This is a genomic window from Rhizobium rhododendri, from assembly GCF_007000325.2.
GTDB lineage: Bacteria > Pseudomonadota > Alphaproteobacteria > Rhizobiales > Rhizobiaceae > Rhizobium > Rhizobium rhododendri.
This window is the reverse complement of record NZ_CP117267.1, coordinates 1,998,920-2,011,363: the sequence shown is the minus strand read 5'-3', so window position 1 is coordinate 2,011,363 and position 12,444 is coordinate 1,998,920. Positions and strand designations below refer to the sequence as shown.

Here is a 12,444-nt window from a genome sequence, read left to right as displayed (position 1 = left end):
GGGTCCTGCCGGCTCTGTCCGCTTCAGTCTAGTCGATGCTGAGACGGTAGCCTATACCGCGCACCGTCTGAAGCCAGACGGGGTTTGCAGGATCGTCCTCGATCTTGCGGCGCAGCCTGTTGATCTGGACGTCGATGGTGCGCTCGCCGACATCGGCATCATCGCCGATCAATTCATGGCGCGGAATGGTTTCGCCGGCTTTCCTTGCAAACAGCAGCATGATGTCCTGCTCGCGGTCGGTTAACCGTATGACCTCGGAGGCGCGCTTCAATTCCTTGCGCGACAGCGAGAAGGTATAGGGGCCGAACATCACCTGTTCGATCTTCGGTGCATCGGCCGGCGAGTTTCGTTTCAAGATGTTGGTGATGCGAAGCACCAGTTCGCGCGGATCGAAGGGCTTGGAGAGATAGTCGTCGGCTCCTGCCTCCAGGCCGGCAATGCGGGAATCGGATTCGGCGAGAGCCGTCAGCATGATGATCGGGATGTTCTTGATCTCCCGCAGGGCTGCGGTGAGCGATATGCCGGATTCGCCGGGCATCATGACGTCCATGATGATCAGGTCGAAATCCAGACCTTCGAGCTTGCGCCGGGCCTCTGCGCCTTCGGCGGCAACAGTCACGCGAAAGCCTTTCTCCATCAGGTAGCGGTTGAGAAGGACCCGGATACGGGTGTCGTCGTCCACCACCAGAAGGTGCGGGGCATCGTCCGAAATGGGCATTTTTGTCGTCATTCAATCCGTCTCGTTTTTCTGTCGATCCTGCATCCCCCGCAGGAAGGCCTTGACGCTGTCTCGCGCCGGAGCCGAACTTCCTTCGAATGCCTTTTCAATACGGCGCGATTGCGGCTCGGCCAGCGCCAGCGCGAGGTCGCGCCCTGTTCTGGTTGGATAGAGCCTGCGCTGTCGCCGGTCTTCGTCGCCGGCAACCTGATGAATATAACCCGAATCAATCAACTGTTTGAGCACCCGCGCCAGACTCTGCTTGGTGATCTTGAGAGTTTCCAGAAGGTCCGCAACGGTCATGCCCGGTTCACGGTTAACAAAATGCACCACGCGGTGATGAGCCCGGCCAAAGCCGCCGATGGCCAGAATTGCGTCCGGATCCGAGACGAAATCGCGATAGGCGAAGAAGAGAAGCTCAATGATCTCGAAATCGATGCCCCCGGTATCCTGAAGCGGCGTCGACAGCAGGTCCGATTTCTCGTTCTCGTTCGTCTGGCGTGGCACCTTGGCACATCCTTCCTCTTTTGGGACAGGGATAACCTAGCGCAGAGCGGCGGCGGTGTCGTTCACGGAATGAACGTCATCCAGTGTTTGCAGGGTTTTAGCCTGGCTGCTCACCTGTCGGCGGAGGAGAGGATAGGACAGAGCATTCTTTTCTATCGTCTCTGGGCTGCCCCGACCGGCATTTGACGTTATATCGATCCTTATCGTCACTCAACGCGCGAGGCGTCCATGGGCATGCTCCAGGCCGGCATCATTCCGGTAACTCCCTTCCAGCAGAACTGCACCATCCTGTTCGATCCCGACACCAAGGAGGGGGTACTGGTCGATCCCGGCGGCGATGTCGACGTGATCCTGCAGACCGTCAAGGAAAACGGCATCACGCTGAAGGAGATCTGGCTGACCCACGGCCATATCGACCACGCAGGCGGTGCCAAGGAGGTCAAGGAGGCGCTGGGGCTGGAGATTATCGGACCCCACGAGGACGATCTGCCATTGCTCGGGCAGATTGAGGCTCGCGGTCGGGCCTTCAACATCGAGGGTGTCCAGAACGTCATTCCGGACCGCTTCCTCAAGGACGGCGATATCGTCTCCTTCGGCGAGCACGAGTTCCAGGTGTTCCACACGCCCGGCCATTCGCCTGGCCACGTCATCTATTTCAACAAGGTGCAGAATTTCGCCCTTGTCGGCGACGTGCTGTTTCACGGCTCGATCGGGCGTACGGATCTCCCGGGCGGCAATCACCAGCAGCTGCTGGACTCCATTCGCGACAAGGTGCTGCCGCTTGGCGATGCCGTCGGCTTCATCTGCGGCCATGGGCCGGGCGGGCAGATCGGCGAGAAGCGCCGCAGCAATCCCTACCTGCGAGGTCTGTGACCTCGGCATAAAAAAAGCGCCGCCGGAGGGCGACGCTTTTGTATGATGGCGGATGATCGCTCAGCCGGCGGTGCAGAAGTGACGTGCGCCGTCGTAGCCGACATAGGTGCCGGTCCGGCCGTCGAAAGTGGCATACCGGTCATAGCAATACCGCGACCACTGAGGCGACCACGGACGCAGGCCGCCAGCGTAGTAGGCCGGCGGCGGGGGTGGCGGTGCGTAGTAAGCGCGACGCGGGTAATAGTAGCGCGGCGGGGGCGGCGGCGCGTAGCCGTCGTCATAGTAGTAGCCGGGTTCGACATAGCGTGGCTGGCTGGCGATAGCCGAGCCGACAATCAGGCCGGTGGCGAGGCCAGCAGCGCCGAAGCCCCAGCCGTTGCCGTGATGATGCCAGCGATCGTCGGCAGCAGCCGGTGTCAAGGACGCCACCGTCAATGCGACAGCAGCGGCCGACAAGATAATGGTCTTTCCGAGAGTCTTCATGGTCCTGTCCTTGCAGAGAAACTTGAACAATTGTTTCGTATGCTTCGATTGTGCCAATCTAGCGGCAGCAAGGTGAACCCAGACTGAATATTGATGGCTCTCTCTGCCTGAGTTTCGTGTAAAGGCAGAGACCCGGTTTACGCGGAAACATGCAGGTTGACGGCCTTCGGCCCCTTGCCACGACGATCCGGCTCCGTGTCGAAGCTGACTTTCTGGTTTTCAGTCAGTCCATCCAGGCCGGAGGCCTGTACGGCAGAGATATGCACGAAGATATCCGCGCCACCGTTGTCAGGCTTGATGAAGCCGAAGCCCTTGTCGATGTTGAAAAATTTCACGATGCCAGTCTCGGCCATGCCTTATGTCCCTCTCTCGCTGCCCGCCATGCCCGCGGACAGCACCAGTGTCTCAACCCCTTGCGGGAGTTTTCAGGCGGTTCTCGAATTTTAAGGAATTGTCCCGTCTCTCGAGCCTTGCCCAAAGACGACCTGTAAACATCGCTCTTGGACGAGGCGGACCGGAATATTTGCGTTCCCGGTGCGCAATTCTTTTTAGGACTTTCCAAGCTCGTAAAACGCCTGAACGGGTCAAGTGTGCTGTCTTTGTTCGCCTTTGGCAAGGGAAACTTTAAAGCGTCGGAAGCGCCTCGATCCCATGACTTGCGCGGAGTGTGCTGCCGTCGGCGGCAATTTTTCACCAGCCAGGCTACGCGTAGCTTTTTTCCATCGTCGACAACGGATTTCGTGCGCAAATTTTTTCGCGAATTCAGCCGGTTCGATCCCGTCGCCGGAGGACCTCGGGGACGATCTCGACGACGAGCATGGCGGCAAACATCAGGGCGCAGCCAACATAGCCGATCGGCGAGATGGTTTCCCCCAGGAGAAGCGCCCCAAGCGAGGCGCCGAACAGCGCTTCCGACGATAGGAAGATCGCTGCCTGCGACGACGTCGTATAGCGCTGGCCGATGACCTGCAGCGCGAAGGCGAGCCCCGACGAAAAAACGCCGACATAGAGGATTTCACCGAGCGAGGCGCGTATGATGTCGAAGCTGATCGGCTCCAGCGCCGCAGCGATAACAAGCCCGGCCACGGCGCTGACGGCGAATTGTACGGCGGACAGCATCAGCGGGCGGCCGCTCTCGGTCACGGCGGTGCCGGCGAGAGTGATCTGGATGGCCCAGAAGATGGCGCAGACGACCGTCAGCATATCGCCGACCGTCAGCCGCGACAGCGCGCCGCCGGACAACAGGAAAATGCCCAGCAGCGCCATCAGGGCGCCCGGCCAGACGATCCAGTGTGGCGGACGCCGGAGAATGCCGACGGCGATCAATGGCACGAAGACAACATAGAGGCCGGTGATAAAGCTCGAATTGGTGACGCTGGTGGTCAGGAGCCCGATCTGCTGCGTGGCAGCACCTCCGAACAGCGCAAGACCGATCAGGATAAAGGCGCGCCAGTGTTTCGGGCTGACGGGCGTGGCGGCGCGGCGGTTTTCGAACCAGGCGAACGGAAGGATGACGACTGCGGCCACGGCAAAGCGCAGGCCGATGAACCAGAGCGGCCCGATGGCCTGCATCGCCGTCGACTGGGCGACGAATCCGCCGCCCCAGATCGCGGCTGCGAGCAATAGAAGAAGATTCGCCTGAACGCGCGTCATGTCATGCAACTGGAACTTATGGGGAGGGCAGACTAGGCGCGAGTGCACCCTGATGGAGTGCGGCTTGTTAGCAGCTGCTTTTCAGGCAGGCAAGGTCAGGTTGTGCGGCTGCAGGGCTCAATCGACGGCGCGGGAAATCCGGATGAGCGCGCCGTCGGTTGCGTCGGTTGTAAGAAGCAATGCGCCGTCGGGGGCAACGATGACATCCCGCAGCCGTCCGAACGCGCCGGTGAACATCCTTTCGCGCTCGACTATTTTTCCGGAGGCATCCTTTTCCAGCCGCGAAAGCAGCTTGAATTTCAGCGCGGCCACCAGGAAGTCGCCGTTCCATTCGGGGAACATCTTGCCGCGATAAACGGCAAGTCCGCCAGGCGCGATCGAGGGATCCCAGTAAAACAGTGGCTGCTCCATGCCCTCCTTTTCGGTGCCGACGCCGATCTTTTCGCCGGAGTAGTCACGGCCGTAGGTGATGACAGGCCAGCCGTAATTCTTGCCGGCCTCGGGGTGGTTGATCTCATCGCCGCCCTTTGCGCCGTGCTCCACGCTGTACAGCGTTCCGTCGGCGCTGTCGAAGGTGAGGCCTTCCGGGTTGCGATGACCCTTGGACCAGATTTCCGGCAGTGCCTTTGGATTTTTCCTGAACGGATTGTCGGCCGGTATGCTGCCGTCGGTATTGATGTGGATAATGGAGCCGGCGTCATCCTCGAAATCCTGCGCGCGATCCATCTCGCCACGGTCGCCAAGGCCGACGAACAGGCTGCCATCGGCCGCTATGGCGATGCGAGCGCCGAATTGCAGCCCGCCGCCACTGAGGCGGTTCATCAGGAACAGGCGCTTGACGTCCGTCAGCTGCTTTTCGTCCGGGGAGAGACGTGCGCTGTAAACAGCGGTGCCTGTTCCTCCGGGGCCGGCAATGGTGGCGGTAAAATACAGGGTGCGGCTGGTGGCAAATTGCGGATCGAGGGCGATGTCGAGCAGCCCGCCCTGACCGGTTGCCGCGATCTTCGGCAGGCCGGAGATCGGTGCCTCGATCGTGCCGTTGCGGACGATCCTGAGCGCGCCCGGCCTTTCGGTCACGATATAGGCGCCGTCGGGGAGAACTTCGACTGCCCAGGGGTGGTCCAGTCCGCTGGCAATCGTTTCGACCTGGACGCGGACCTTGTCCGTCTTGATGACCTCCATGTCGTCGGCCGCCGCCAGAGGTCCGGCCGACAGCAGAGCTGCAGATAGCATCGCGACGCGCATTCTGGTGGAAAGGGTCATCTGTTTCTCCCGGGATCGATAGCAGAGAGATCTGGGGGCGGAGAGGGCAGGTTCAAGCCATTGCCGTCGCGTCTCACGCCATCGTGTGATAGGCCGCGCGCGCGAGTTACACAAATAACGTCCCGGTGACGCCTTTCTGCTTGAAACGCGGCTGTACATTCGACATAGACCTTACCGCAGAAAACTGGTCCCACAGCGTTTCTGTTGTCTCAACCGAATAGGACCGATCATCATGGCCTTTCTTGCCGACGCTCTTTCCCGTGTGAAGCCTTCCGCCACCATCGCCGTTTCCCAGAAAGCGCGCGAGCTGAAAGCCAAGGGACGCGATGTGATCGGGCTTGGCGCCGGCGAGCCGGACTTCGACACGCCGGACAACATCAAGCAGGCTGCCATCGACGCGATCAATCGCGGCGAGACGAAGTACACGCCTGTCTCCGGCATCCCTGAACTGCGCAAGGCTATTGCGGCGAAGTTCAAGCGCGAGAACGGCCTCGACTACAGCTGGGAGCAGACAATCGTCGGCACCGGTGGAAAGCAGATTCTTTTCAATGCTTTCATGGCAACGATGAACGCGGGCGATGAAGTCATCATCCCGGCACCTTACTGGGTATCCTACCCGGAGATGGTGGCACTGTGCGGCGGTACGCCCGTCTTCGTGGCGGCGACCCAGGAAAACAATTTCAAGCTGACGGCGGCCGATCTCGAAAAGGCGATCACGCCGAAGACGAAGTGGTTCCTGTTCAACTCGCCGTCCAACCCGACAGGCGCGGCCTACAGCCACGCCGAGTTGAAGGCGCTGACGGACGTGCTGGTCCGGCATCCGCATGTCTGGGTCCTCACCGACGACATGTACGAGCACCTGACTTTCGGCGATTTCAAATTCGTCACTCCGGTGGAGGTCGAGCCTTCGCTCTATGAGCGGACGCTGACGATGAACGGTGTCTCCAAGGCCTATGCGATGACCGGCTGGCGTATCGGCTACGCTGCCGGCCCGCTGTCGCTTATCAAGGCCATGGACATGATCCAGGGCCAGCAGACATCCGGTGCTTCGTCGATTGCCCAGTGGGCGGCTGTCGAGGCGCTCAACGGTCCGCAGGATTTCATTGCCGCAAACAAGAAGATCTTCGAGGGCCGCCGTGATCTGGTCGTCGGCATGCTCAACCAGGCGAAGGGCATTTCCTGCCCGGTTCCGGAAGGCGCATTCTACGTCTATCCGTCCTGCGCCGGCCTGATCGGCAAGACCGCGCCATCGGGCAAGGTCATTACCAACGACGAGGATTTCGTCACGGAGTTGCTGGAGTCCGAAGGCGTTGCCGTCGTTCACGGTTCGGCCTTCGGTCTCGGCCCGAACTTCCGCATCTCCTACGCGACGTCCGAAGATCTGCTCGAAGAAGCCTGCCGCCGTATCCAGCGCTTCTGCGGCGCCTGCAAGTAAGCTTCAGATCTCTCGAGATTTTGAAGGCCCGTCAGCGATGGCGGCCTTTTTGGTATAAATGCGCTTTCTCGGGTCGAGCCCGAGGATGACGAAGTTTGGTGGTCTTGGCTTGGCAGAATGAGACGTCGGGGCGAGGCGGCGAGTTACGGACGTTTTTCCGTCTGGCGAGTCCTTCACGCGAACTGCGCACCACACCACCGAAGCCAACAGCAGCGCTGCCACCCCCTCGGCATCGTCATCCTCGGGCTTGACCCGAGGATCCATACGCAAGCCCGTTGGTCGGCTTCTGTGGAACGCCAAATACGCTGACTCGATGGCCGCCGCACATTGCGCGCAACGGGTGTCCGATCTCGACAAACCGTCCGCAACGATGGCCGATGCGTGTCTATGCGTCGAATTGACGACAGAGCGTATTGATATCCCGCAGCGCTTGGGCGTGGATCCTCGGGTCGAGCCCGAGGATGACGAAGTTCGGTGGTCTTGGCTTGGCAAAAATAGTCATCGGGCGAGGCGGCGATTTACGGACGTTCATTCGCCTGGCAAGTCCCACGCGAACTGCGCACCACACTACCGAAGCCAACAGCGCCGCCATCCCCGCCGCGTCGTCATCCTCGGGCTTGATCCGGGGATCCAAATGCAAGCCGGGTGTCCAACCTGCCATCCCGCATGAACTCGCTGCCGGCGTGATTCCGCCCGCGCACCTATCGCCTTGATATCGCAGTCAAAGCCCTAATCCCGTAAGCATCACGAAGGTGGCGAAGAGGATGAAATGGGTCATGCCTTCGATGGCGTTTGTCTCGCCGTCGTTGAGATTGATAGCGGCGGCGACGAGGGTGATGACGACCATCACGGTTTGCACCGGCGACATCGCCATGACGAAGGGCTGGCCGGTGTAGAGGGCGATGCCTTCCATGACGGGCACTGTGAGAATGACTGTCGACAGAGAGGCGCCCATGGCGATGTTGACGGTCGCCTGCATGCGGTTTCGCAAAGCTGCTCGGAGGGCCGTGAGAATTTCGGGGGCGGCGGAGATTGCCGCGACGACGACAGCGGCGACGGCTGGTGGCGCACCGGTATCCTTCAACCCGACGCTCATGAAGGCCGACATGAACTCTGCGAGCACGCCGATGATGACGACACCGACGAGGATGGTGACGATCGACGCGGTGGTCGAATCTTCCGTCTCCTCGGCCTCGTGCGTGCTGCGCTTCTTTTCGGCGCGCGGATAGCTGTAGCTGAAGAAATAGCTGTGCTGGCCGACCTGCATGCGCAGGAAGAGGGCGTAGAGTGCTATCATCGCAAAGATCGTGAAGGCGGAATAATAGTGCCATTTGTCGTGCGGCACGAATTCCGGGACGATCATCGATATGCCGATGGCCGTGAGGATCATCACACCGTAGGTCTTGCCGGAATCGTCATTGTACGACTGCTCGCCATGCTTCAGCCCGCCCAGCAGGGCGGCCAGCCCGAGAATGCCGTTGATGTCGAGCATGACTGCGGAATAGATCGTGTCGCGCACCAGCGTAGGCGAGCTTTCGCCGGTCATCAGGATGGCGAGGATGATGACTTCGACGGCAACGGCGGCCAGTGTCAGGATCATCGTGCCGTAGGGATCGCCGACCTTTGTCGCCAGGACTTCGGCATGGTGGGCGACGCGCATCGAGGCGATGACGATGGTAGCGATCAAAACGACCGCGCTAATCACAGCTGCCATCTGGCCCATCTCGAGCACGGCATGCTCGAGGAAATACGCGGCGACAGCCACGGCGACGGCGACCAGCAACAGCCGCTCTTCCTTCAGAATAGTCGATATCGTCAACGGCCCCGGCCCCTTTGTTGGGCCCCCGGCCCCTTCAATGTTTCGTCCTATCTAAAGCAATGAGGCGCTACATCAAGCGTCGGTCGCCGCTCAAGTTGAAGTTGAGGGCATTTGGTGGGATAGTGCTGACAGGCTTGGGAGGGCCTTGTCTGCCTGCTCGATTTATCGGGAAGACGGACGGTTTGGGCAGGAAACGGGAGACAGGGATATGGTCAAGGTCACCTACGAAGTCGTTCCCCATGATGGCGGCTGGGCCTACAAGTTTCTGGACGTCTACTCGGAGACGTTTCCGACACACTCCGATGCGCTGCAGGCGGCGCGCATCGTGGCGGCGGAACAGCAGGTCGGCGGCGAGCCGGCCGAGATCAGCTATCAGGATGACAAGGGCAAGTGGCACGAGGAATATACCGACGGCGGCGACAGGCCGGAAACCGAGGTCGTCGATAGCAGCTGGACAAAAAGCGGCGAGGGCGCATCGCCCGACGCTTGAGCGAAATGACGGCCTGCCGCGGTGGCGGGCTTCAAGTCACTCTTCTGGCGTCATCCACCCGTTTCTCCCCGCCATAGGCCAGCAATCCCGCCACGAGCGCATCGAAGGTGACGCGGCATCGCGGCGATCCCTTCAGGTTTTCATGCATGGCGACCCAGGTTCCAAGCGGCAGGCTTACCTCCGGCAGCAGGCGAACGAGGTCCGGATTGGCATTTCCAAGCGGAGACTGGCAGAGGCCGATGCCGACGCCGGCCCGGATGGCGGCAATCTGCGCCAGCGTACTGTCGGCTTTAAACGAGAAACGCTGGGGATCGAGAATAGGGTAGCGGCGTATCATTGAGCGGATATAGGCGCTCTGGCGGTCGAAGCCGATCAGCCTGTGTCCGGCCAACTCCTCGAGAGTGGTGGGTACCCCATGGCGTTCGAGGTATTGGCGATGGGCGAAGAACGCTATCGGAATATCGCCGATGCGCCGGACGACGAGGGCCGCCTGCGACGGCTCGGCCATCCGCACGGCGATGTCGGCCTGTCGGTGCAGCAGGTCCTCCACCGTGTCGGAGGCCGACAGCTCTATCGTCAGGTCGGGATGTGCCTCCTGCAGGTCGGCAAGGATCGGCGGCAGCACTTCGACGCCGATGACTTCGCTGGCGCTGATGCGGACCGTGCCCGATACGCGGTCGCGCCGTGCGGATGCGCTTCGCAGCAAGGCGGCTGCAGTCGATTGTAGCGCCTCGGCATAGGGTCTCAAGTCGGCGGCGGCATCCGTTGGCAGCAGGCCAAGCTGCGAGCGGGTGAACAACTCGGCACCGATCGTTTGTTCCAGCGTGTCAATGTGACGTCCGATGGTCGGCTGCGTCAGTCCGAGCTCGCGCGCTGCCGCCGACAGCGATCCATGCTGGAGCACGGCGAGGAAGCTGCGGTAGAGGTCCCAGCTGGGTTCGTTCCTAATCATGCATATTCGTATAGCATGTCCACATATTTCGGCAATTTCGTTTATGTGGCCTTTGGGCGCATTGTCTCTTCATCGAACCAATGGAGACGACGATGCAAAATCAGATAGACATGAAGAAAACGGCAATGGTACTCGGCGCAACGGGTGGTATCGGCGGTGCCGTAGCGCGCGGGCTTTCCGCACGGGGTTGGCAGGTCGTGGCAATGAACCGTGACCCGGAAAAGGCCGCCTCCCGCTTGCCGGACTTTCTCTGGGTGAAAGGCGATGCGATGAATGCCGCCGATGTGCTTCGGGCAGCGCAAGGCGTCAGTGTCATCGTCCATGCGGTCAATCCCCCCGGTTATGTCAACTGGGGCAAGCTGGTCCTGCCGATGATCGATAATACGGTCGCAGCCGCAAAGGCCGTTGGTGCCCGGATCGTGTTGCCCGGTACGATCTACAATTTCGGTCCCGATACCTTTCCGGAAATCACCGAGGAAAGCCCCCAGCATCCGACAAGCGTAAAGGGCGCGATCCGCGTCGAGATGGAACGGCGCCTGCAGGTGGCGGCGGGGCAGGGCGTGCCTGTCATCATCGTCAGGGCGGGCGACTATTTCGGGCCGCACGCGGATAGCAGCTGGTTTTCGCAAGGGTTGGTCAAATCAGGCAAGCCGGTCGCCTCGGTTACCTATCCCGGCAAGCCGGGCATCGGCCATCAATGGGCCTATGTGCCGGATGTTGCGGAGACGATGATCCGGCTTCTCGAGCAAGGCGACAGCCTGCCGGTCTTTGCCGTCTACCATATGCGGGGTTTCTGGGATGCCGACGGGAGACAGATGGTGGCATCAATCGAGCGAGTCGCAGGTCGGCCCTTGAAGCGGGGAAGTTTCCCCTGGTGGTTGCTTCCCTTGGCAGCGCCGTTCGTCGGCTTCATGCGCGAGTTGCGCGAGATGCGCTATCTCTGGTCGGAACCGTTGCAGATGCCGAACAACCGGCTCGTGGCTGCGATCGGCGAGGAGCCGCAGACACCCATCGATGTCGCGGTTCGTGCGACGCTGGAATCGATAGGCAGTCTTTGAGCCGTTCGCAAAAAATCCCGCCATCGTGGCGGGATTTTCCTTGGATATGGTTTGCGATCAGGCGGCGCTGTCGAGCGTCGGGTAGTCCGTATACCCTTCAGCGCCGTTGACGGCTCCGTAGAGCTTGGCGGGATCCATCGGCGTCAGCTCGGCATTCAGCTTCAACCGTGCAACGAGGTCGGGGTTGGAGATGAAGGGACGGCCGAAGGCAACGATATCGGCCTTGCCGCTGTCGACAGCTTCGATCGCCATTTCGCGGTCGTAGCCGTTGTTGACCATCCAGGCAGCCTTGCCGCCCGCAGCCTTGTAGGCGGCGTGCAGTGCCTGATAATCGAACGGTGTCTCGCCCTGCTGGAAGTCGCGCGGGCCGCCGGTCTGGCCTTCGATGACGTGGATATAAGCCAGGCCGTATTTCGCCAGTCCCTCGATCACGTAGGTAAAGAGCGGCTGCGGGTGCGGGTCGCTGCTGTCGCCGGCGGCGGTGACGGGCGAGAGACGGATGCCGGTGATACCGGCGCCGATTTCCTTGGTGATGGCCTCGACGACTTCGAAGAGGAAGCGGGCGCGGTTCTCGATCGAGCCGCCATACTGGTCGGTGCGGTCGTTGACGCCGGAGCGCAGGAACTGGTCGATAAGGTAACCGTTGGCGGCATGGATCTCGACGCCATCGAAGCCGGCATCGATAGCGGCACGTGCGGCCTTGCGGTAATCCTCGACGATGCCGGGGAGCTCGGAGGTTTCCAGTGCGCGTGGCTCGGACGTCGGGACAAATGCACCCTTGCCGTCCTGGATGATGAAGGTCTTGGCGTCGGCCTGCTTGGCAGTCGAGGAGACCGGCTTGCCACCGTTTGGCTGCAGGCTGTCGTGGGAAATGCGTCCGACGTGCCAGAGCTGCACGACCATCTTGCCGCCTGCCTGGTGGACGGCGTCGTTGACCTTGCGCCAGCCATCGAGGGCGTCCTTGGTGTAGAGGCCCGGTACGTCGGCGTAGCCCTGACCCTGCTGGGTGATGGCAGTGGCTTCTGTGATGATCAGGCCGGCGCTGGCGCGCTGCACGTAATAGGTGACGTTCAGGTCGTTGGGTACGGCGCCCGGGGAATGGTTGCGGGTGAGCGGGGCCATGACGACGCGGTTGGCGATGGAGATATCGCCGAGCTTGGTCGGTTCGAACAGTTTTGTCATGGTATTTCCTC

General features: G+C 61.1%; 13 protein-coding genes. 4 read left to right on the top strand and 9 right to left on the bottom strand.

Features of this window, described 5'->3' with window-relative positions; translation table 11 throughout:
- Nucleotides 1–28 precede the first annotated feature (28 nt).
- Together PR018_RS09825 and PR018_RS09820 are read right to left on the bottom strand one after the other, a co-directional pair.
- Nucleotides 29–730, bottom strand: coding sequence for a response regulator (locus PR018_RS09825; RefSeq protein ID WP_142823319.1), 702 nt, complete (start codon nt 728–730; stop codon nt 29–31).
- On the bottom strand, nt 731–1,225 hold the full coding sequence (locus tag PR018_RS09820; protein WP_111222719.1) for a MarR family winged helix-turn-helix transcriptional regulator: 495 nt from the start codon (nt 1,223–1,225) through the stop codon (nt 731–733).
- A gap of 228 nt (nt 1,226–1,453) precedes the next feature.
- On the opposite strand from PR018_RS09820, the gene PR018_RS09815 reads away from it, so the two are divergent.
- Nucleotides 1,454–2,098: an MBL fold metallo-hydrolase gene (locus PR018_RS09815; RefSeq protein ID WP_161990943.1), complete on the top strand. Its 645-nt coding sequence runs from the start codon at nt 1,454–1,456 to the stop codon at nt 2,096–2,098.
- A 60-nt stretch (nt 2,099–2,158) separates the two neighbouring features.
- Here PR018_RS09815 and PR018_RS09810 read toward each other — a convergent pair whose 3' ends face one another.
- From PR018_RS09810 to PR018_RS09795, 4 genes are all read right to left on the bottom strand, one after another.
- Nucleotides 2,159–2,581, bottom strand: a complete 423-nt coding sequence (locus tag PR018_RS09810; RefSeq protein ID WP_142823318.1) for a BA14K family protein — start codon at nt 2,579–2,581, stop codon at nt 2,159–2,161.
- A gap of 137 nt (nt 2,582–2,718) precedes the next feature.
- Nucleotides 2,719–2,934, bottom strand: coding sequence for a cold-shock protein (locus PR018_RS09805; RefSeq protein ID WP_142823317.1), 216 nt, complete (start codon nt 2,932–2,934; stop codon nt 2,719–2,721).
- Between the two features lie 409 nt (nt 2,935–3,343).
- Nucleotides 3,344–4,234 carry a DMT family transporter gene (locus PR018_RS09800; protein WP_142823316.1) on the bottom strand — a complete coding sequence of 297 codons (891 nt, stop codon included), beginning with the start codon at nt 4,232–4,234 and terminating at the stop codon, nt 3,344–3,346.
- A 117-nt stretch (nt 4,235–4,351) separates the two neighbouring features.
- A complete protein-coding gene (locus tag PR018_RS09795; RefSeq protein ID WP_244615313.1) occupies nt 4,352–5,497 on the bottom strand; it encodes a PQQ-dependent sugar dehydrogenase in 1,146 nt (381 codons plus the stop codon).
- A gap of 232 nt (nt 5,498–5,729) precedes the next feature.
- Here PR018_RS09795 and PR018_RS09790 point away from each other — a divergent pair, with 232 nt between their 5' ends.
- Nucleotides 5,730–6,932: a pyridoxal phosphate-dependent aminotransferase gene (locus PR018_RS09790; protein WP_142823315.1), complete on the top strand. Its 1,203-nt coding sequence runs from the start codon at nt 5,730–5,732 to the stop codon at nt 6,930–6,932.
- Between the two features lie 721 nt (nt 6,933–7,653).
- On the opposite strand, the gene PR018_RS09785 is transcribed toward PR018_RS09790, so the two are convergent.
- The gene (locus PR018_RS09785) at nt 7,654–8,655 is read right to left on the bottom strand and encodes a calcium:cation antiporter (RefSeq protein ID WP_374113747.1); all 1,002 of its coding nucleotides are present in this window, start codon (nt 8,653–8,655) and stop codon (nt 7,654–7,656) included.
- A gap of 304 nt (nt 8,656–8,959) precedes the next feature.
- On the opposite strand from PR018_RS09785, the gene PR018_RS09780 reads away from it, so the two are divergent.
- Nucleotides 8,960–9,241 carry a DUF2188 domain-containing protein gene (locus tag PR018_RS09780; RefSeq protein ID WP_142823313.1) on the top strand — a complete coding sequence of 94 codons (282 nt, stop codon included), beginning with the start codon at nt 8,960–8,962 and terminating at the stop codon, nt 9,239–9,241.
- Between the two features lie 31 nt (nt 9,242–9,272).
- Here PR018_RS09780 and PR018_RS09775 read toward each other — a convergent pair whose 3' ends face one another.
- Nucleotides 9,273–10,190, bottom strand: a complete 918-nt coding sequence (locus PR018_RS09775; protein WP_202617113.1) for a LysR family transcriptional regulator — start codon at nt 10,188–10,190, stop codon at nt 9,273–9,275.
- Between the two features lie 95 nt (nt 10,191–10,285).
- Here PR018_RS09775 and PR018_RS09770 point away from each other — a divergent pair, with 95 nt between their 5' ends.
- Nucleotides 10,286–11,251, top strand: a complete 966-nt coding sequence (locus tag PR018_RS09770; RefSeq protein ID WP_244615315.1) for an SDR family oxidoreductase — start codon at nt 10,286–10,288, stop codon at nt 11,249–11,251.
- A gap of 57 nt (nt 11,252–11,308) precedes the next feature.
- On the opposite strand, the gene PR018_RS09765 is transcribed toward PR018_RS09770, so the two are convergent.
- Entirely contained in the window at nt 11,309–12,433 is a 1,125-nt protein-coding gene (locus PR018_RS09765; protein ID WP_142823310.1) for an alkene reductase, read from the bottom strand.
- Between the last annotated feature and the right edge of the window lie 11 nt (nt 12,434–12,444).